This is a genomic window from Pseudonocardia sp. ICBG1034 (assembly GCF_020131375.1).
Taxonomy (GTDB): domain Bacteria; phylum Actinomycetota; class Actinomycetes; order Mycobacteriales; family Pseudonocardiaceae; genus Pseudonocardia; species Pseudonocardia alni.
In genome coordinates this window covers 2,360,436-2,378,208 of record NZ_JAHLEK010000015.1, presented here as the reverse complement: position 1 = coordinate 2,378,208, position 17,773 = coordinate 2,360,436, and the positions used below count along the sequence as shown (strand labels likewise).

Genomic DNA, 17,773 nt, shown 5'->3' with positions numbered 1-17,773 from the left:
TACTGGCTCGGTGCGGCCCGTACCCGGGGTACCTGGGAGGGATGTTCCCTCGATGTTCCTCGTGATCATCGGGCCGGACGGCATGGCGTCTCCCCTGCCCACTCCCCTCCCTGCCCCGATACGAGGCCGCACGAGCATGGTTCGTGTGGTGTCCAGGGCCGCCGGCAGGCGGTCGCGGAGCGACGGTTCTGTGTGGGGCTAGGGGTCCCCGCGCAGGTTCGCCCTGGATGGCGCACGGACCATGTACGACCATTGGCCGGCTCGGGGCTGGGGTGGTCACGCAACGGCATCGCGCGACTCTCCACAGTTCTGATGACCAGGCTGCGGTTGGGCTAACGCAGTACATGCCCTGCCCGACAAGCGGACGAACCGCTTACGGGAAGAGGAGCAGGATGATGGTGAGCAGCGCAGCCGACGTCGCAGGCATCGCGGCCTACAGCAGTGCGGATGTCGACCCCGGCCTGATCGCCATCATCCAAGCGACCGAAGCCGGTCAACCGGGGCCCCAGCTGATCAACATCCTCGTGGGCACGTGGCTCGTCCAGGGACGACCGGTGAGCAGCCAGTCCTACGTCGACGCCACTCGCGACTCGCTCTTCAACTCCGTGTGGAATACCCCTGACGCACGACGTTTCCGAGGCTCTGACGCTGAGAAGCGGGAAGCTGTGCTCGACGTCATCCAGCCAGCGGTCGGTGTGATCGAGCAGTCGGCTATTGCCCCCGCGCCTGTGCTGCACCTGGTCGACGTCATGGTCGCGGCATCCTCGGGACCGTCGCTTCATCCGCCGGTGTTCCGGGTGAAGGCCTCGTCGGTTGATGCGTGGTGGATCAACGACTTTGAGGTGAAGCAGCCGAAGGGGGGCGGCTCGATCGGAGTCGGCTTCAGCTTCTGAGTGCCGCCCGCCGTCGAGGACTTCCATGCATCTCCGCTGGGCCTCGGTAGCGGGCGTGCGCGCGCGGCTCGCCGGGCCGGAGGTATAGGCGATGCCGCAGCGACGCCGCCCGTCCGGCCCGTCAGGGCCGGCTTGAAGACGTAAAGAAAGTTCTCACAGCGTAGGACGCGCACCCGCTGTCAGTTCGACCCCGAACTTCAACTAGTTGGATCAGTAGAGGTTACCGTGCGAGTTAATTGGAACGAACTCACCTTCGATCTCCCAAGCAACGATCGCGAGTTTGTTATCGGAACAGACAGCTTCGAAGACTTGGAGATTCGAAGCAACGACGAGCGATTCTACTATTTCTACGACAAGCGCCGACGTCGCCTGGTAACTGATTTCGTACTTCGCGAGAAGCCGCAAGTGTGCGTAATGTGCACCGTAACACTGATAAAGGTCAACGAAGTCTTCTCTCCACGCCTAAAGTTCTGGAAGAAGGACAAGCGCAGGTCCGGGGAACCCGCAATAGACTTCGAACTGCCCGACATGCCCGAGTTCAGAGCAATCAAGGCGTCAGTCGATACAGCCGAGGGTCGCGAAGGATTCTGGAAGCTGATTGCCTTTTTACAGGAACTACGCAACGTTGAGACGGGAGACGGCTCAACTTTCTCTCTCGTATCGACGACCGAGGCCCAGATCCTCTCTGCCGTGGAAGGCAAAGAGAAATCGGAGATCCTGGCCGCCATCGGTCAGGCTATTGGAGGCAGTCTTACGTCGCAAGATATCGCACTGCTGGTAAATCGCAGGGGCCAGCTCGACGAGTTCAGTAGAATGCTGACAGACCGCGACTACTTTCTTGGAGAAATGGAGAGACTAGGCAGCGGACCGGAGAAGACCTGGCAAGAGTTCTTCGAGCGCAACTCTTGGATCTTCGGATACGGCCTCAACTTGATATCTACGGAGGAGGTCGACGGCGGCAAGCTGGAGAGAATCACGACCGGAGCGAACCTATTCACTGGCGCAGGAAAGCGTAGCGATGCCGTAATGCGGTCTCGCGGATACATTAGCTCGCTTCTCTTTTGCGAGATCAAGACCCCTGCCAAACCGCTCCTAGCTAGCACCCCGTATCGGAAGCCGGATGTCTATCGACCGAGTGACGAGCTAGTCGGTGGCGTCGCACAGGTACAGAAGACTGCACGGAAGGCGGTTCGCCAAGTAACTCAACAGCTCCATCGCTTCACTGAACCGAGTGGAGACCCGATGGATGTAGAAGTAAGCATGAGTCGACCCCGCCAAGTGCTTCTAATCGGGACTCTTGCCCAGTTCGAAACCGATAATGGCATCAATGGGGAGATGCTTGAGAACTTCGAACTCTACCGTACGGCGGTCTCCGACACCGAGATCATCACCTTCGACGAGCTATACCAACGCGCTCGCTTTATTGTGCTGAGCCAGCCCGGAGAACTGGACTGACACCAGTACAATCTAGATATGACCATCCAGGCAGCTTACGCACTCGCGGAGGCATCGCTAGCCGAGTGGATTCCGCTGCGGTGGAGACATGTGCGCTCCGTTCACACAAGAGCAAGACAAGTCGGACGAATGCTTACGCGCGGCGAGAGAAGAATCTTGGAGCAGTCCGCACTGCTTCACGATATCGGATACTCGCCGTTTGTTGCGGAGTCCGGCTTCCACCCTCTCGATGGGGCTCGATACTTACAACTATCGGAGTTCTCGAACAGAGTCGTGAACCTTGTAGCGAATCACTCGTGCGCAAGAATTGAGGCACGCCTTCGGAAAATTGGAGACCTGCAAACATTCCCCGACGAAGCGACAGCAACGCGAGACGCCCTATGGTATTGCGACGCCACCACAGGCCCTTCCGGAGAATCGCTCACCCCAGATGAGCGCTGGGCTGAGGTTCGCCGCCGGTACGGTCCAGATCACCTTGTGAGTCGGTTCCTCGATGAAGCTGAACCTGAGCTACGCGCAGCCATTTACCGCACCCGGGAACGGATGCTTTCTGCGGGCCTAGTTCAATCGATGTGAGGGTCAGCTCCGGTGAGTGCGTGTTCAACGCGACGTCGAGTGGCCTCCGAAGCGTCAAGTTCAGATAGGCGCTCGGCAGGTACCCATTCCACCTTGATGCTCTCGCAGCTGGTGCGCAGCTCGCCACCGGTGGCTCTGCCGGTGAGGCAGAGGGCGAACTCCTGGCGGACCTCGCCGTCGTCGTAGGCGATGACGTGGCGGGGGTCGGAGTAGATCCCAACGACTCCGGTGACCTCGACGTCGAGTCCGGTCTCCTCGCGGGTCTCGCGGACAGCGGCGTCTCGAACGGACTCGCCGAGCTCCTGGCCGCCACCGGGTAGCGCCCAGCGGCCGTTGTCGCTGCGCTGGATCATCAGGACCCGGTTGCCGTCGAGCACGACGACGACCACGGCGACGACGAGGCTGTTCGCCGCCGGGGCGGTGGGATCGTCGTAGTAGTCGATGCGGCCCATGCGCCCAGGATTACCACTTGGGCGGCTTAGCTGTCTCCCAGACGGCGTCGAAGCTGCGGGCGTAGGTCTCGAACAGCGACCCGGCCGAGAGTCGGCGCAAATGGAGCGCGGGCGCGTGCGGGGCGGTGAGACCGTAGACGTGCGGGTTGACCAGCATCTCGTCGTCGTAGCGGTAGATCGAGTTGTAGAGCGTGGTGGCGTGGCAGCGGATCTCGACGCCGGGTGAGTCGGCGATGCGCCGGAAATAGGCGAGCGCGTTGCGGATCTTCGCTGCGATCGCGCCCTTGCCGATGCCCTCGTCCATGCTGCGGCGAGCGATCTCGCGGCTGACCGGGTCACCGAACAGGAACCGGATGCGAGCCCCCGCGGCTCCCTTGGCTTCCAGAGTGGGGAGCAAGTTCGGGGACTCGGTCAGGAACATGCCGACGTAGACCAGGACGTCGACCCGGCCCGTGGCCTGATCGAGCAGCCGGTCCCACAGATCACGAGGGATCGCGCTACGGCTCGGGTACACCTGCACCACCTCAGAGCCGGACGCCTCGGTGGCCTTTGCGTCGGAGACCGCCGATGGCCAGAGGTAGGCCTCGGACTCGCGCAGCAGCGCGGCGATGCCGTGCCGGTTCTTCGGGTACGGGGTCCGGTCCCGGGTGATCCAGCGCTCGACCGACTTCGGGTCTACCCCGATGTGGTCGGCGACCTTCTCGGTGGTGAGGCCGGCGCGGTGGATCGCGTCGCGGAGCCGGTCGTTTGCCATCACGCCCCCCGGGGACTTCTAGGACGTCCCAACCATCCCTTAGACGTCCCCAGAAGTCCAGTAGTGCGGTAGGAACGTCCCGCTCATCAGCGGATTCTCGGTATCGCCCCGAACACGGGGCCATCACACCGAGTCCCTGGAGGACGGTCATGGCGACGATCAAGGTCGACACCACCGGTACCCGCTACACCGTGGGTGCGGCTCCGCGTCCGAAGAACGACATGGACGGCCGTCAGCGCACGGACCGTCAGACCGGGACGCCGCTGTTCACGACGCAGCTGGTCAAGGTCGACGCCGAGGGTGCGGAGATCCTCACGATCACGACCCCGGGTGCTCCGCAGGTGGAGCAGGGCGCGGAGGTCCGCCCGGTGGGGCTGATCGCGATCCCGTGGCAGCAGGGCCAGCGGGCCGGTGTGGCGTTCAAGGCCGACCGGATCGAGCCCGCGCACGCGCAGGCGTCCAAGGCGTCCTGACCGCGTGCCTGGTCGGTGGTGCGGGTCGGGGCTGTTTTCCCCGGAGTCCCGCCCCGCACCCCGACGCCTCACCGCTGTTCGCGTTCCCCGCCTCGTCGCTCGCCCCGCGTCCGGAAGGCCCTGTCATGGCTCGCAACGCCGCTCCTGCCCGCACCTTCGGTGCCGGGAAGTCCCGTGTGGACTCCTTCGAGATCATCTCCGCCCCGCCCGCCAACCCCGCCGTCCGCGTCGCCGCACTGCTGCTGCGGCTGCGTGCGGAGCTGTTCGTCCTCGTCGTCGGTGTGTGGGTGTGGGTGGCGCTGGGCCCGGACTACGTCCGTGACGAGGCCGGCCGATTCGTCGCCGTACCCGACACCGGCTTCGACACCACGACGCGGGTCGCGCTGTTCGTCGCGGTCGCGCTGGTGCTGGCGGGGCTGCCGTGGACGCGGCGGTTCCTGTTCCACCGCGCCCAGGCCGTGCTCACCCGCCACCGGGTCCGTCAGGTGCTGGTCGAGTGCCGGGTGCTGAACTCCCGCTCGCGGGCGTGCCCGTTGACGGTGTGGGCGCGTCCGACGCGGGTCGGTGAGGTCGTGTGGGTGGTGCTGCGCGCCGGGATCGCTCCGCATGCCGTCGCGGATCAGGCGGAGGAGCTGGCGTCGGCGTGCTTCGCCCGGGAGGCGCGGGTGGTGGTGTGGCCGCGGTTCACCAACGTTGTGCGGGTCGAGATCATCCGCCGGGACCCGCTGGCGCCGAATCTGATCCGCTCGGACCTGTTCCGCTACGCCTCCGGCGACATCCATGACCCGGGCTGGCCCACCAACGACGGCCCCGACTCGCCGGTTCCGACTCCGCGGCGTGAGGCGTCCCGTGCGGCGCTGCCCGGGGCCCCTCAGCCCGCGTTCGACGGCCCGTCCGACGGCGGGCGTGGTGGGGACTGGTCGGACTATGTCTGAGCACCTGCCCATACAGCCCCTGCCCCTCACGATCCCTGCCGAGGATGCGACCGGTCGGCTGGTCCGCCCGCTGCTGGTCCTGCGCCGCTGGGCCGACGAGTACCGCGCCCACCGCCGGGAGCGCCGCACCGACGACGGCCCGTCGATCTGGGAGCCGATCCACCTCGGGATCGCCGAGGACGGGCGTCCGGTCCGGGTCCCGCTGATCTACCGCAACATGCTCCTGGCCGGGGAGCCCGGCGCGGGCAAGTCGGTGGGGCTCAATAACATCGTCGCCCACGCCGCCCTCGCGACCGACTGCCGGCTGTGGTTGTTCGACGGCAAGATCGTCGAACTTGGCCTGTGGCGCTCGTGCGCGGACCGGTTCGTCGCCAACAGCCTCGACGACGCCGTCAGCGCTCTGCTGGACCTGCAGTCGGAGATGGATCAGCGCTACGCCGTCCTGGACGACGAGCGCCGCCGCAAGATCGCTCCCGCCGACGGCGTCCCGCCGATCGTGGTAGTGCTCGACGAGCTGGCCTACTTCTCCGCCACCGTCGGGACCAAGCGCGAACAGGAAGCCTTCTCCGTGCTCGTGCGGGATCTCGTGGCCCGGGGCCGCGCGGCCGGGATCATCGTCGTCGCGGCCACGCAGCGGCCCAGCTCGGACATCATCCCCACGTCGCTGCGGGACCTGTTCGGGTACCGGTGGGCGTTCCGCTGCACCACCGACGCCAGCTCGGACATCGTGCTCGGCCACGGCTGGGCCGCCCGCGGCCACTCCGCCGCGGGCGTGGCTCCAGAGAGCAAGGGCATCGGGTTCCTGCTCGCCGAGGGCGGTGTCCCGCGCCGGATCAAGGCTGCACACCTGTCCGACGAGCAGGTCTACGCCCTGGCCGACCGTGCCGCCATGCGACGGCTCGCCGCGGGGATCGCCCACGGCCAGGACCTCGATGACACCCCTGGCGGTGCGGCGTGACCGCCCGCCCGACGACCGCCGAGCTGGTCCACGTCGGACTTCACCGCGCCGCTGAGACCCGCCGTGCCGCTACCGCCCGCTACCAGCGGGGCGCGATCAGCCCGGTCCAGTGGCGCACCGCGCTCGCCCACTCCCACGCCCGGGAGGCCCGGTGGTGGGGTGTTCTCGCCCGTGTCGCGGTGCGGGACCACGCGGTCCCGCAGATCTACGTCTCGGCCGTTGCCGCCGCTCAGGGCGCTGCGCTGACTGACGCCGCTCGCTGGGCCGAGTCGGCTCGCGACCACGCCCGCACCGCCGCTGCTCCGAGTCGGGTGGCGTGATGGGCACCGGCCACGGCTCCGCGACCGTCGACAGCCTCGCGGCCCGACGGCTGTCCCGTCTGGCCGGAACCACCCCCGCCGCCGACATCGTCACCGCCGCCGCACGGCGCGAGGACTTCGCCGGATGGCTGCGCCACGTCACCCCCGCCGCCGGATGCGCCCACCCCATCCGCCTGTCCGGCACCGTGTTCCGCGTCGAGGAAGCTACCGGCCGCATCACCTCCGAGCGCCACACCGCCGAGATGCCCGACGGGCTGATCTACACCGCCTGCGGCAACCGCCGCGCCTCCGTGTGCCCCTCCTGTGCCGAGACCTACCGCGCTGACACCTTCCAGCTCGTCACCGCCGGACTCGTCGGCGGCAAGGGCACCCCCGCGAGCGTGGCCGGGCACCCGTGCGTGTTCCTGACCGTCACCGCACCCTCGTTCGGGCCGGTCCACGCCCACCGCACCGACCGGAAAGGCCGGCCTCTCCCGTGCCGCCCCCGCCGCGACGACACCACCTGCCAGCACGGGGTGTCCCACGCCTGCTGGGAGCGCCACGCCGAAGACGACCCGCGCGTGGGCCGGCCGCTGTGTCTGGACTGCTACGACCACCCGCACCAGGCGGTGTGGAACCTGCACGTCGGCGAACTCTGGCGTCGCACGATGATCGCCGCCACCCGCAACCTGCGCCAGCTCGAGAAGCTCACCGGCCACAAGCTGCGCCTGTCCTACACCAAGGTCGCAGAGTTCCAGGCCCGCGGCGCCGTCCACCTCCACGCACTCGTTCGGCTCGACGGCCGCGACCCCGACCCAGCCCTGTCCCACCTGACCCTGTCGCCCCCGCCCGGCGTCTCCGCCGCCCAGGTCGCACTACTGCTCCGGGGAGCAGTCACCGAGACCGCGTTCACCACCGCCCCGCACCTCTACCGGCCGCAGGGCTGGCCGATCGCCTGGGGCGAGCAGGTCGACCCGCGCCCGGTCCGGCTCGCCGCCCGCGACCTCGACGACGCCGCGGACATCACCACGACCGCCGTCGCCGCCTACCTCGCCAAGTACGCGACCAAGGCGACCGAGACCGCCGGGCACCTCTCGACCCGACTGCGCCCGGACACGGTGCGCTCCTACACCGACCACACCACCCACACCGGCCGCCAGATCGACGCCTGCTGGCGCCTCGGCCAACGCCCCGGTGGCTGGGACCCCGAGGACTGGTCGACCTCCTGGGGACGGCTATGGCGATGGGCGCACATGCTCGGCTTCGCCGGCCACTTCTCCACCCGCTCCCGCCGCTACTCGACCACCCTCACTGCGCTGCGGCAGGCACGTCGGGACTGGCAGCGCGACCACGCCAACCCCCGTCCCGCCGCCGAGGACGTCGAGCGCCTGGACGACGGCGAGGACACGACCGAGGTCGTCATCTCCGCGCTGCACTTCGCCGGAATCGGCTGGCACACCACCGCCGACGCGCTACTGGCCAACACCGCAGCAGCACAGGCCCGGGCCAGGAGGCGTGCCGCCCGCGAGGAGCTGACCAGCACGGCCGGATGAGGAAGGAACGGAGATGACAGACAATTACTCGGTCCTGCGGCTACCGGACCGGAGCGATGACGCAGTCTCGCTGCGCGACATCCCGGCGCCACAGGTCTACACCGTGCGTCAGGTGGCCGGCCTGCTCGGGCTGAACCTGGGGATGACGTACGACCTGATCCGCAAGGGCGAGATCCCGGCCAAGCGACTCGGCCGCCGGTGGCTCGTGCCGCGTGAGTCGTTCCACGCCTGGCTGCTCGACATGGCGTCGGCGTCGTGAGCATCCACGTCACACCGCAGGGGCAGTACCGGGCCAAGTGGCGCGACCCGTCCGGGCGGCAGCGCTCGAAGAACTTCGCGACCAAGCGCGAGGCGCGGGACTTCCTCGCGACGGTGCGGACGTCGGCGTCGAACGGCACCTACGTCGACCCGCAGGCCGGCCGTCAGCGCTTCGCCGAGCACGCCGAAGCATGGCTGGCGAGCAGGACCGGGGAGTCCACCACCCGGGCCCGGGACGCCTCGGTCATGCGCACCCACGTCCTTCCACAGTGGGGCGACTGGCAGCTCGGCAAGATCGACCACCTGTCCGTGCAGAGCTGGGTAAGCGAGCTCGGCCGCCGCCGCTCCCCCGCGACGGTCGCCGAGGCGCTGCGGCTGACCTCCGGCGTTCTGCGTTCGGCGGTGCGGAACCGGCTGATCCCGTACAACCCGTGCGAGGACGTGACCCTCCCCCGCCGCCGCAAGCACGACCACGACGACCTGATGATCACCCGTGACCAGCTCTCGGTCGATCTGCTCCCGGCCGTCCCGGCCCGGTACCGCATGCTGGTCGCCACCACGGCGTGGACGGGGCTGCGCTGGGGCGAGGCCGTCGGGTTGCAGAGCGACGCCCTGGACCTGGCCGGAGGGACGCTGCGGGTCATCCGCACCGTCGTCGAGGTCAGCGGGAACACCGACTACAAGCCGTACCCGAAGACCGGGGCCGGCCGCAGGACGGTGCCGCTCCCCCGCTGGCTCGTGCCGCAGCTGCGTGACCACGTCGCCCGCTACGGGCTCGGTGAGCGGGGTCTGGTGTTCGCCAACGCCGTGGGCAAGCCGCTGCGGCGCACGCTGTTCCGCTCGCGGATCTGGCGGCCGTCGCTGGTCCGGGCCGGGCTGCTCGGCTCGGTCGAACACACCGGCTCCCACGAGTTCACCGGCCGCTGGATCGACGACGAGGGACGCGCGAACACGCTGGTCCGCGAGACCTACGCGGCGGCCGTCAAGGCGGTGGCGAGCGCGGCGGGCACCGGGCTGCGGTTCCACGACCTGCGGCACTCGTACGCCACCTGGCTCGTCGACGACGGCGTGCCGCCGAACATGGTGCAGCGGGTGATGGGCCACGAGAGCGTCACCACGACGCTGCAGCTCTACACGCGCCGGACCGAGAACCACGACCGCATCCTCGACGCCCTGGGCGGCTCGATGCTCGGCGCCGACGGCCCCGACGACGAGGACCCGGACGACAGCCCGGCCGCGGGAATGGCGGTGCTGCGGTGATCCGGGAATGTTCCTTGAATGTTCCCCAGGAACGACTGAGGCCCAACCCGAATTACTCGGATTGGGCCTCTGACCTGCGTGGGCGATACTGGGATCGAACCAGTGACCTCTTCGGTGTGAACGAAGCGCTCTCCCCCTGAGCTAATCGCCCTCAGCGGTGACACCGACTCTACACAGCCGGTCCCACCGCCGTTCACGGGGGGTCACCCGTGGATCACCGCGGGCCCGTGACCAGCTCTGATCCCGGCACGGGCACCGGCGGGGGCGGCGGCTGGATCAGCGGCAGCAGCGGCGAGCGCAGCCACTCCCAGTGGATCCCCACCCAGCCGCCGGCCGTCTCGAAGATCCCGAACAGCCACGCGCACACCGCGACCGTGCCGAGGATCAGCGTCATCACCAGCAGCTGCACGACGCGGTTCTGGCGGCCCATCCAGGCCACCCAGCCGTCGTAGCGGACACGGACCCAGTGCAGGAGCCGCTGCGCCCAGCCGAACTCGGCGGCGAGCACGCCCAGGCCGAGGAAGATGATCGCCCAGCCGGGGCCCGGCGCGGGCAGCGCGATGATCCCGATGATCACGATCGCGGTGCCGAGGACCCCCATGGTGATGCGATAGGTCAGGTCCAGCACCGGGTTGCGGGCCACGCGGGCCCGGAACACCCGGTAGCGGACCTTCGCCCGCCGGTACTTCTTGCGGATACCGGTGTACCGACGCCCGGAGGTGGTTCTCCCGGACGCCGACACACCGACGTCGTTCTTCTCCGTCGTACTCAGGTCTCCACCTGCCCGGCCGCGACTACCCTGGTCGGCGCGGGAGGAGCCTCCCTTCCGCGCTCGAGCGAGACGGCGTATGTCCCGTAGCTCCCGCTGTCGGGCGATTCTACGGACACCGGTCCCGACTGCCCCGCTCGCACGTCGAACGTGCCGACCGCGCGCGGAGTTCCGTCACCGTCGAGTCCCCACAGGACGTAGGTCTGGTCCGCGGTCTCGTTGGGGTCCAGCCCCATGGGCATGACCTGGCGCTGTCCGTCCTTCACAACGACCGCGGCCACCATCGGCGCCCCCGGCTCCGCGGAGAGGAACGCGTGCGGTGTCCCGGGCTGCGCGATGGCGGAGAGCACGTCGCGCAGCTCCTGGGCCTGCGCGAGGCTCGCGTCCCGCTCGGCCTGCAGCGACTGCACCTGACCGATCGCCACTCCCCCGCCCACGATCACGGCGAGTGCGAGGGCCGCCGCGACCAGGACCCGTCCGGGGCGGCGCGACCACCCGTTCCGGGCCGGACCGCGTCCGGGCCCTCCCGACGGGCGTGTCGCGGCCCCGGCGGACCGATCGGACCGCGACCGGCGGACGCGTGACCCGCCGTCGGGCGCGGCGCCGCTGGAGGACGTCTCGTCACGGAGGGCGTGCCGCGGCACCGGGCGGTCGGACTCACGCCCGACCTGCGGGGTCTGCCGGGCCTGTTCCAGGATCGACTCACGCAGCGACGGCGGCGGCTCGACCTGCGGCACCGCGCCACCGAGCACGGTCGTCGTCCCGGCGACGTCCGCGGCGAGCCGTCGGCACTCGTCGCAGCCCTCGAGGTGCTGCACCACCTCGATCTCCTCGTCGGGCTCGAGGGCGTGCAGCGCCCACCCGACCGTCTGTTCGTTCATCGGACAGGGCCTCCCCTCGTTGCCGTTCACGACAGCCCTCCCGCCAGGTCTCCCCCGGCCTCCCCGAGCGCAGGCCCCAGCAGGTTCCGGAGCTTGGCCACCCCGGTGAACATGCGGGACTTCACGGTGCCCAGCGGCACCCCGGTCATCGCGGCCACCTCGCGTTGCGTGTAGCCGCCGTAGTACGCCAGCGCGAGGACCTTCCGCTGGTCCGCGGGCAGCTGACCGAGCGCGTCGCGCACCTGGCCCGCGACGAGTGCGCCGATGGCCCCCTCGTCGGCGCCCGGGCCGGGCGGGGCGTTCCACTCCTCGCCGTCGTCCGACGCCGGGACGGTGCGGCGCCGGATGGCGCTCTCCCGGCGGACGGCGTCGACCGACTTGTGGTGCACCAGGGTCAGCAGCCAGGTACCGAAACGGCCCTTGGCCGGGTCGAAGCGCGACGGGTCGCGCCAGAAGGCCAGGAAGACCTCCTGCACGACGTCCTCGGCCAGCCCCTCGTCGGCACAGATACGTCGCGCGAGGGAGTAGGCCTGACGCCCGAAGCGGTCGTACAGCTCACCCAGTGCGGTCGAGTCGCCCGACACGATCCGTTGCACGAGTCGAGCGTCCCCCGCGTCGTCACGACGCGACGGATCACGGCGCGCGGCAGGCCCGGCGGCCCGCCCGTGCTCGGGGCGGTCCGGCGGATCGGCGATGCCTGCCACCAGCGTTGTCCTCACGATTGCTGTGTTCGGTGTCCGTACCCGTTCCGGTTCGAACTCCGACGAGAGTAGTCGTTCTCGGTCACACGGCTCACACGCCAGGACGGCGCGGAGCCCGTTCAGCCCTGTCGCCACACGCAGCGAGTTACACCGTTGTGACTCGATCGGGGGTCATCCCACGGTGATCCACGTTCTTGCGCATCGAACCCGTCACCCCGAGGCCTTCTGTCTCGTTCCCACACTGACGCCCCACGCAACGCCCCCACGAAAGAGGATCACCGATGCGCGACGAGTCCAAGACGATCCGGGCGACGGCCATGTTCGAGCTCATCGCTCCGGACGCGCCTGTCGTTCCCGTGAAGGTCGAGCTGTCCTACACCAGCCGCGACCCCTACGCCGTGCAGGCCTCGTTCAAGACCGGTCACGACACCACGGTCGACTGGGTCTTCGCCCGCGACCTGCTCGGCGACGGGCTGGTCGACTCCGCCGGCACCGGCGACGTCCGGGTGCAGCCGATGAGCGACGACCCGACCCGGATCGAGCTCGAGCTCACCTCTCCGTCGGGCCACGCCCTGTTCACCACCTCCGCGGCGACGCTGTCGGAGTTCCTGCAGGCGACCTACGACGCCGTGCCGGCCGCCGCCGAGTACTCGTGGCTCGACTTCGACGCGGCCCTCGCCGACCTCCTCGACACCACCGCCCGGGACTGACCCGACGTACCCCACCACCGGGCGGGGCCCGTCTCCGCACGTGAGAGGACATCCGGTGGTGGAGAGAGGGGGCGGTCGGACCCCCCTCGGGGCGGGTGCTAGTGTTCTCTCACCGCACCGCGGACGGGCCGCACGGCCCGGGACGCGGTGCACGGTGCGGACGTAGCGCAGCTGGTAGCGCATCACCTTGCCAAGGTGAGGGTCGCGGGTTCGAATCCCGTCGTCCGCTCTGCCGGGCCCCGACAGCAGGCCGGTTTCCGGCGGCGTGGCCGAGTGGCTTAGGCAAGGGCCTGCAAAGCCCTGTACGCGGGTTCGATTCCCGCCGCCGCCTCGCGCGATTAGCTCAGCGGGAGAGCACTACCTTGACACGGTAGGGGTCACTGGTTCAATCCCAGTATCGCGCACCATTCCCGGATCCCCGGGGCCGGAAGTCCGGCCCCGGGGATTCTGCTTTCCGGGCCTCCCCGCCGCGGCTCAGCGCACCTGTTCCACCGGGCGCACGAGCATCTCGTTGACCGCCGCGTGCCGCGGGCGGGTCACGATGTAGACGACGGCATCGGCGATGTCGGCGGGCTTCAGCACCCCGCGCTCGCCCTTCGAGGTCGCGTCCGGTGCGTACTCCGCACCCGAGGTCGTCATCTCCGAGGCGACCAGCCCGGGTTCCACGAGGCCGACCCGTACGTGGCGCTCGGCGTACTCCTGGCGCAGCGCCTCGCAGAACGCGCCGACCCCGTGCTTGGTGGCCGCGTAGACGTTGCTCTCCGGCGACGGTACCCGCCGCCCGGCCACCGAGCTGATCGTCACCACGTCGGCGACGCCGCGCGGCCCACCGGCCGCCGTCGCCAGGTGCGGCAGGGCCGCGTGCGTCGTCGACAGGACGCCCGTGAGGTTGACGTCGATCATCGTGCGCCAGTCCGCGACGTCGGACTCGGCCGCCGGACCCCAGGACCCGAAGCCGGCGTTGTTGACGAGGACGTCCAGCCCGCCGTGCTGCTCGACCACCGCCGCGACGGCGGCGTGCAGCGCGTCGTCGTCGGTGACGTCCACCGGGTGCACCGACGCCCTCGGCAGCTCCGTCGCGAGCGCCTCGAGGCGCTCCCGGCGCCGGGCCAGCAGCGCCACCGTCGCCCCCTCGGCGGCCAGCGCCCGTGCGGTCGCCTCACCGATACCGCTCGACGCGCCCGTCACGATCACCGTCGTCCCGTCCAACCGTCCGCTCATGACGGCGGTGTACCCGCGGACCCGGCGACGTAGTGATCATCGCCGGGGTGCGGCGCGGCCCCCGGGAGCGGGTGCGTTATCGTGGGGCAGCACGCGCCGGGGACGGTGCGACTGCGGACGTAGCGCAGCTGGTAGCGCATCACCTTGCCAAGGTGAGGGTCGCGGGTTCGAATCCCGTCGTCCGCTCCACGTCACCACGGTCGCCACCCGTTCCGGTGCCGGGCGAACCCGCCCTCCGAGTCGATCACCTGTCCGGTGATCCAGGCCGCCTCGTCGGTGCACAGCCACGCGATCAGCCGTGCCGGGTCGTCGGGCTCGCCGAATCGGCCGAACGGGAACATCGGGGCCATCGCCCGGAACGCGTGCGCGCCGAGGTAGCCGGTGTCGACCGGCCCCGGGTTCACCGTGGTGACCCGCAGCCGCCGGTCCGCGAGCTGGTCGGCCAGCGTCGGGGTGATGCCCGCGACGGCCGCCTTCGCCGCGGCGTAGGCCACCTCGCCCGGCATCGGCCCGCGTGCCTGCCCCGAGGTGAGCAGGACGGCCGCGCCGCCGGGGCGGGTGTCGTCGTGCGCGTTCGCCCACGCCTGGACCAGCAGGATCGACGCGCGGGCGTCGACGGCCCAGTGTCGGTCCAGCTCCTCGGACAGCTCCCCCAGCGGACCGTCCGAGCCCGACAGGGCCTGATTGGCGACGAGCAGGTCGACCGGCCCGGCGAGCTCGCGGGCGGCGTCGAGCAGACGCTGCGGCGCGGACGGGTCGGCGAGGTCGGCGTGCACCCCGGCGACCGGTGCCGTCGCATGTCCCCGGACCTCCGCGAGAGCGGCGTCGACGTCGTCGGCGCCCCACTCCTGCGTCGCGTCGTGCGGGGCGAAGTGGTGCACGACGACGGCCGCGCCGTAGGCGGCGAGCCGGCAGGCGGTCGCGTGCCCGATCCCGCCGCGCCGGCCGCCTCCGGTCACGAGCGCGGTCCGGCCGCGCAACGGCATCGGGTCCCGGCGCAGCGTGCTCACTCCCCCGACCCTGCCCGACCGGGGCGCGCCCGCGCGAGGGAGTTGTCGCCCCGCGCCGACATCACCGGCCGGCAGTCCGGGGAGGCGCTCCGCGTGCGTCAGCCGCGGGCGGTCTCCGGGGTGATCGCGCAGCGCAGCCGTGCGGGCAGTGCCTGCGGGTCGGGGGCGCCGCCGTCCTGCAGCCAGCGGGTCACCGCACGGACGTCGTCGGTGCTGCGGACCGGGCCGACCGCGACCACCGGCGACTCGGGACGCGTGCGGGCGGCGTCGCACGCCTGCACCAGCACCATCAGCCCGGGCCGCCGCGCCGCGCAGACCCCCGGCCCGAGCCGGCACCCCGCGGTCACGAGCACCCCCTGGGTGCTGTCCTGCACCACCGCGCGCAGGCCCTCGACCAGCACCTCGTCGACGCCGGGCAGGGCCGCGACGGTGCCGTGCGCGTCCTCGTCGAACCCCGACGGCGCGTGGGCGCAGGCCCCGCACCGGACCACCGTGAACCCGTCCACCGCCACCCCTTCCTGCAAACAGTAATCGTTGTCGATTACAGTCGACGGTAACACCCGCGACGCAGGAGGAACACCGTGAAGCCCGGCATCCACCCCCCGTACGGTCCGGTCGTCTACCGCGACACGTCCACCGGCGACGAGTTCCTGACCCGGTCGACCGAGACCTCGCGCGAGACCGTCGAGTGGTCGGACGGGAACACCTATCCCCTGATCAAGGTGGACACGACCTCGGCGTCGCACCCGTTCTGGACGGGCAACGCCCGGGTCCTCGACGCCGCGGGCCAGGTCGAGAAGTTCCGCCGCCGCTTCGGGGAGCGCACGCGCGGCTAGGCCCGCGTAGCGTCGGGAGACATGCGCCGCCGCCGTCGCGAACGGGTCCAGGTCGTCACCGACCTGACGGAGCCGCTGACGGTCGAGCACGGTCGTCGCATCCGGATCCGGCTCGTCGCGATGGTGGTGTGGATCGCGGGCTGGATCATCGCCGGCGCCCTGTGGCGCGACGGCTGGCTGGCCACCGCGATCCTGCTGACCAGCGGCCCGGGGCTGTGGATCCTGTGGTGGCTGTTCGTCCCGCCCCGGGAGCGGGGACGGCGCGAACCGGTCGGGCGCCGGCCCCCACGGGCACTGCCCGGGCCGCGGGACCCGCGGGAGTGATCGGGTGGGCGGCCGCGGGGTTCCGCGACCACCCACCCCGGCATCCGGCGTCGTGGGCCGGAGGGTCATCCCGTCCTGCTGATCTCCACCATGTCCTCGCGCGGCACGACCTTCGTCCGCTCGCGGCCGCGTGCCTCGCCGAGGCCGCGCTCGTGCTTGTCGAGCGCGAGCCAGCCGGTCCAGGTCGTGTACGCCACGCCCCGGCGCTCCAGCAGCGCGTCGACCTCGGCCGGGTCGCGGCGGGGCGCCCGGGGCAGCTGCGGCGCGTCGGCCAGCAGGCTCGCGACGGTCTCCGAGGCGCAGCCCTTGGTGTGCCCGATCAGCCCGACCGGGCCGCGCTTGATCCAGCCGACGGCGTAGACGCCGGGCAGCTCCTGGCCGTCGATGTCGTGCACCCGCCCCTCGCGGTGCGGCAGCACGCCGTGCTCGTGGTCGAAGGGCAACCCGGCCAGGTGCGAGCCGGTGTAGCCGACCGCCCGGTAGACCGCACCGACCGGGATGTCGGTGAACTCGCCGGTGTCGCGGACGTCGCCGTGGCCGGTGTACTCGGTGCGCTCGATCCGGATGCCCTCGACGCGGTCGGTGCCGAGGATCCGCTCGGGGCGCGCGAGGAAGTGCAGGTGCACCCGGCGCGGGTCGCCGCGCCGGTCCCGCAGCGCCCATCCCTGCAGGGTCCGCACCACCATCTCGACGTGCTTGGCCGAGCGGACCTCGGCGGCGGCGACGTCGTCGAACTCGACGTCGGCCGGGTCGACGACCACCTCGACGCCCGGCACGTGGTCGAGCTCGCGCAGCTCCATCGGGCTGAACCGGGCGTGCGCGATCCCGCGGCGGGCGAACACGTGCACGTCCGTGGCCCGGTTGACCGCGAGCCCGGCGTGGACCGAGTCCGGGATCTCGGTGCCCGACAGGCCCTCGGCGGTGCTCGCCAGGATCCGGGCGACGTCCAGGGCCACGTTCCCGGCGCCGATCACCGCGACCGACGACGCGTCGAGCGTCCAGTCCCGGGGCACGTCGGGGTGGCCGTCGTACCACTGCACGAAGCGGGCGGCGCCGTGGCTGCCCGGAAGGTCGACGCCGGGGACGTCGAGGTCCCGGTCCCGGTCGCAGCCGGTGGCCGCGATGACCGCGTCGTAGTGGTCGCGCAGGTCGGACAGGGTGATGTCGGTCCCGAAGTGGACGTTGCCGAACAGCCGCACGCCGGGGCGGTCCAGCACGCGGTGCAGGGCGTGCACGATCTGCTTGATCCGCGGGTGGTCCGGGGCGACGCCGTAGCGGACCAGCCCGAACGGGGCGGGCAGCTTCTCGAACAGGTCCACGGCGACGTCGGCATCGGACTTCAGCAGGGTGTCGGCGGCGTAGACGGCAGCCGGACCGGCGCCGATCACGGCGACGCGCAGCGCAGTCATCGTTCTCCTCGGGTGTCGACGGACCCCCGAGGCTATAGCAAGGTAA

22 protein-coding genes and 5 tRNA genes are annotated in these 17,773 nt (G+C 70.4%); 17 read left to right on the top strand and 10 right to left on the bottom strand.

The window, feature by feature from the left end:
* Positions 1-392 precede the first annotated feature (392 nt).
* The 3 genes from KPF22_RS12755 (at position 393) to KPF22_RS12745 (ending at position 2,924) form a co-directional block, all read left to right on the top strand.
* On the top strand, positions 393-893 hold the full coding sequence (locus KPF22_RS12755) for a hypothetical protein (RefSeq protein WP_224402157.1): 501 nt from the start codon (positions 393-395) through the stop codon (positions 891-893).
* A 225-nt stretch (positions 894-1,118) separates the two neighbouring features.
* Entirely contained in the window at positions 1,119-2,348 is a 1,230-nt protein-coding gene (locus KPF22_RS33115) for a Shedu immune nuclease family protein (RefSeq protein ID WP_224402156.1), read from the top strand.
* Positions 2,349-2,366: 18 nt separating this feature from the next.
* Positions 2,367-2,924, top strand: a complete 558-nt coding sequence (locus tag KPF22_RS12745) for an HD domain-containing protein (RefSeq protein ID WP_224402155.1) — start codon at positions 2,367-2,369, stop codon at positions 2,922-2,924.
* Here KPF22_RS12745 and KPF22_RS12740 read toward each other — a convergent pair.
* Both KPF22_RS12740 and KPF22_RS12735 read right to left on the bottom strand, forming a co-directional pair.
* Complete coding sequence (locus KPF22_RS12740; RefSeq protein WP_224402154.1) at positions 2,912-3,376, bottom strand: NUDIX hydrolase; 465 nt, start codon at positions 3,374-3,376, stop codon at positions 2,912-2,914. The genes KPF22_RS12745 and KPF22_RS12740 overlap by 13 nt on opposite strands.
* 10 nt (positions 3,377-3,386) lie before the next feature.
* Complete coding sequence (locus KPF22_RS12735; RefSeq protein WP_224402153.1) at positions 3,387-4,130, bottom strand: DUF5919 domain-containing protein; 744 nt, start codon at positions 4,128-4,130, stop codon at positions 3,387-3,389.
* A gap of 149 nt (positions 4,131-4,279) precedes the next feature.
* Here KPF22_RS12735 and KPF22_RS12730 point away from each other — a divergent pair, with 149 nt between their 5' ends.
* The 7 genes from KPF22_RS12730 (at position 4,280) to KPF22_RS33110 (ending at position 9,866) form a co-directional block, all read left to right on the top strand.
* Entirely contained in the window at positions 4,280-4,603 is a 324-nt protein-coding gene (locus KPF22_RS12730; RefSeq protein ID WP_010228114.1) for a hypothetical protein, read from the top strand.
* Positions 4,604-4,728: 125 nt separating this feature from the next.
* Positions 4,729-5,538 carry a hypothetical protein gene (locus KPF22_RS12725; protein ID WP_224402152.1) on the top strand — a complete coding sequence of 270 codons (810 nt, stop codon included), beginning with the start codon at positions 4,729-4,731 and terminating at the stop codon, positions 5,536-5,538.
* A complete protein-coding gene (locus KPF22_RS12720) occupies positions 5,531-6,496 on the top strand; it encodes an FtsK/SpoIIIE domain-containing protein (protein ID WP_224402151.1) in 966 nt (321 codons plus the stop codon). The genes KPF22_RS12725 and KPF22_RS12720 overlap by 8 nt, the downstream gene beginning before the upstream one ends.
* On the top strand, positions 6,493-6,816 hold the full coding sequence (locus KPF22_RS12715) for a hypothetical protein (RefSeq protein ID WP_224402150.1): 324 nt from the start codon (positions 6,493-6,495) through the stop codon (positions 6,814-6,816). Before KPF22_RS12720 ends, KPF22_RS12715 begins: the two co-directional genes overlap by 4 nt.
* A complete protein-coding gene (locus KPF22_RS12710; RefSeq protein ID WP_224402149.1) occupies positions 6,816-8,348 on the top strand; it encodes a replication initiator in 1,533 nt (510 codons plus the stop codon). Before KPF22_RS12715 ends, KPF22_RS12710 begins: the two co-directional genes overlap by 1 nt.
* 13 nt (positions 8,349-8,361) lie before the next feature.
* Entirely contained in the window at positions 8,362-8,607 is a 246-nt protein-coding gene (locus KPF22_RS12705) for a helix-turn-helix domain-containing protein (protein ID WP_224402148.1), read from the top strand.
* The gene (locus tag KPF22_RS33110) at positions 8,604-9,866 is read left to right on the top strand and encodes a site-specific integrase (protein ID WP_224402147.1); all 1,263 of its coding nucleotides are present in this window, start codon (positions 8,604-8,606) and stop codon (positions 9,864-9,866) included. The genes KPF22_RS12705 and KPF22_RS33110 overlap by 4 nt, the downstream gene beginning before the upstream one ends.
* 79 nt (positions 9,867-9,945) lie before the next feature.
* On the opposite strand, the gene KPF22_RS12695 is transcribed toward KPF22_RS33110, so the two are convergent.
* The 4 genes from KPF22_RS12695 to KPF22_RS12680 form a co-directional block, all read right to left on the bottom strand.
* Positions 9,946-10,017: transfer RNA gene (locus KPF22_RS12695), tRNA-Val, on the bottom strand.
* A gap of 63 nt (positions 10,018-10,080) precedes the next feature.
* On the bottom strand, positions 10,081-10,608 hold the full coding sequence (locus KPF22_RS12690) for a TIGR02611 family protein (RefSeq protein ID WP_224402146.1): 528 nt from the start codon (positions 10,606-10,608) through the stop codon (positions 10,081-10,083).
* A gap of 26 nt (positions 10,609-10,634) precedes the next feature.
* On the bottom strand, positions 10,635-11,516 hold the full coding sequence (locus tag KPF22_RS12685; RefSeq protein WP_224402145.1) for an anti-sigma factor: 882 nt from the start codon (positions 11,514-11,516) through the stop codon (positions 10,635-10,637).
* A gap of 26 nt (positions 11,517-11,542) precedes the next feature.
* A complete protein-coding gene (locus KPF22_RS12680; protein WP_224402144.1) occupies positions 11,543-12,112 on the bottom strand; it encodes an RNA polymerase sigma factor in 570 nt (189 codons plus the stop codon).
* 386 nt (positions 12,113-12,498) lie between these two features.
* Between KPF22_RS12680 and KPF22_RS12675 the strand changes: the two genes are divergently transcribed.
* The 4 genes from KPF22_RS12675 (at position 12,499) to KPF22_RS12660 (ending at position 13,334) form a co-directional block, all read left to right on the top strand.
* Positions 12,499-12,927 carry an SsgA family sporulation/cell division regulator gene (locus tag KPF22_RS12675; protein WP_020624097.1) on the top strand — a complete coding sequence of 143 codons (429 nt, stop codon included), beginning with the start codon at positions 12,499-12,501 and terminating at the stop codon, positions 12,925-12,927.
* A 156-nt stretch (positions 12,928-13,083) separates the two neighbouring features.
* Positions 13,084-13,156 (top strand) — tRNA-Gly (locus tag KPF22_RS12670).
* Between the two features lie 30 nt (positions 13,157-13,186).
* Positions 13,187-13,258 (top strand) — tRNA-Cys (locus KPF22_RS12665).
* 1 nt (position 13,259) lies between these two features.
* A tRNA-Val gene (locus KPF22_RS12660) sits at positions 13,260-13,334 on the top strand.
* A gap of 67 nt (positions 13,335-13,401) precedes the next feature.
* Here KPF22_RS12660 and KPF22_RS12655 read toward each other — a convergent pair.
* Positions 13,402-14,148: an SDR family oxidoreductase gene (locus tag KPF22_RS12655; RefSeq protein ID WP_208819999.1), complete on the bottom strand. Its 747-nt coding sequence runs from the start codon at positions 14,146-14,148 to the stop codon at positions 13,402-13,404.
* A gap of 113 nt (positions 14,149-14,261) precedes the next feature.
* Here KPF22_RS12655 and KPF22_RS12650 point away from each other — a divergent pair.
* A tRNA-Gly gene (locus KPF22_RS12650) sits at positions 14,262-14,337 on the top strand.
* Between the two features lie 2 nt (positions 14,338-14,339).
* Here the strand turns inward: KPF22_RS12650 and KPF22_RS12645 are convergent.
* A complete protein-coding gene (locus KPF22_RS12645) occupies positions 14,340-15,158 on the bottom strand; it encodes an SDR family oxidoreductase (RefSeq protein ID WP_224402143.1) in 819 nt (272 codons plus the stop codon).
* A gap of 98 nt (positions 15,159-15,256) precedes the next feature.
* The gene (locus KPF22_RS12640) at positions 15,257-15,664 is read right to left on the bottom strand and encodes a hypothetical protein (RefSeq protein WP_208819995.1); all 408 of its coding nucleotides are present in this window, start codon (positions 15,662-15,664) and stop codon (positions 15,257-15,259) included.
* A gap of 75 nt (positions 15,665-15,739) precedes the next feature.
* On the opposite strand from KPF22_RS12640, the gene KPF22_RS12635 reads away from it, so the two are divergent.
* Both KPF22_RS12635 and KPF22_RS12630 read left to right on the top strand, forming a co-directional pair.
* A complete protein-coding gene (locus KPF22_RS12635) occupies positions 15,740-15,994 on the top strand; it encodes a type B 50S ribosomal protein L31 (RefSeq protein WP_020624102.1) in 255 nt (84 codons plus the stop codon).
* Positions 15,995-16,015: 21 nt separating this feature from the next.
* Complete coding sequence (locus KPF22_RS12630) at positions 16,016-16,318, top strand: hypothetical protein (RefSeq protein WP_208819993.1); 303 nt, start codon at positions 16,016-16,018, stop codon at positions 16,316-16,318.
* A gap of 65 nt (positions 16,319-16,383) precedes the next feature.
* On the opposite strand, the gene KPF22_RS12625 is transcribed toward KPF22_RS12630, so the two are convergent.
* Positions 16,384-17,727: an FAD-dependent oxidoreductase gene (locus KPF22_RS12625; RefSeq protein ID WP_224402142.1), complete on the bottom strand. Its 1,344-nt coding sequence runs from the start codon at positions 17,725-17,727 to the stop codon at positions 16,384-16,386.
* Between the last annotated feature and the right edge of the window lie 46 nt (positions 17,728-17,773).

What these genes read in the sequence shown, in the direction of transcription:
- KPF22_RS12755 (WP_224402157.1), top strand. Translation starts at nt 393, where the DNA reads ATGATGGTGAGCAGCGCAGCCGACGTCGCAGGCATCGCGGCCTACAGC.
- KPF22_RS12745 (WP_224402155.1), top strand. Translation starts at nt 2,367, where the DNA reads ATGACCATCCAGGCAGCTTACGCACTCGCGGAGGCATCGCTAGCCGAG.
- KPF22_RS12740 (WP_224402154.1), bottom strand. Translation starts at nt 3,376, where the DNA reads ATGGGCCGCATCGACTACTACGACGATCCCACCGCCCCGGCGGCGAAC.
- KPF22_RS12735 (WP_224402153.1), bottom strand. Translation starts at nt 4,130, where the DNA reads ATGGCAAACGACCGGCTCCGCGACGCGATCCACCGCGCCGGCCTCACC.
- KPF22_RS12730 (WP_010228114.1), top strand. Translation starts at nt 4,280, where the DNA reads ATGGCGACGATCAAGGTCGACACCACCGGTACCCGCTACACCGTGGGT.
- KPF22_RS12725 (WP_224402152.1), top strand. Translation starts at nt 4,729, where the DNA reads ATGGCTCGCAACGCCGCTCCTGCCCGCACCTTCGGTGCCGGGAAGTCC.
- KPF22_RS12720 (WP_224402151.1), top strand. Translation starts at nt 5,531, where the DNA reads ATGTCTGAGCACCTGCCCATACAGCCCCTGCCCCTCACGATCCCTGCC.
- KPF22_RS12710 (WP_224402149.1), top strand. Translation starts at nt 6,816, where the DNA reads ATGGGCACCGGCCACGGCTCCGCGACCGTCGACAGCCTCGCGGCCCGA.
- KPF22_RS12705 (WP_224402148.1), top strand. Translation starts at nt 8,362, where the DNA reads ATGACAGACAATTACTCGGTCCTGCGGCTACCGGACCGGAGCGATGAC.
- KPF22_RS12685 (WP_224402145.1), bottom strand. Translation starts at nt 11,516, where the DNA reads ATGAACGAACAGACGGTCGGGTGGGCGCTGCACGCCCTCGAGCCCGAC.
- KPF22_RS12675 (WP_020624097.1), top strand. Translation starts at nt 12,499, where the DNA reads ATGCGCGACGAGTCCAAGACGATCCGGGCGACGGCCATGTTCGAGCTC.
- KPF22_RS12655 (WP_208819999.1), bottom strand. Translation starts at nt 14,148, where the DNA reads ATGAGCGGACGGTTGGACGGGACGACGGTGATCGTGACGGGCGCGTCG.
- KPF22_RS12630 (WP_208819993.1), top strand. Translation starts at nt 16,016, where the DNA reads ATGCGCCGCCGCCGTCGCGAACGGGTCCAGGTCGTCACCGACCTGACG.
- KPF22_RS12625 (WP_224402142.1), bottom strand. Translation starts at nt 17,727, where the DNA reads ATGACTGCGCTGCGCGTCGCCGTGATCGGCGCCGGTCCGGCTGCCGTC.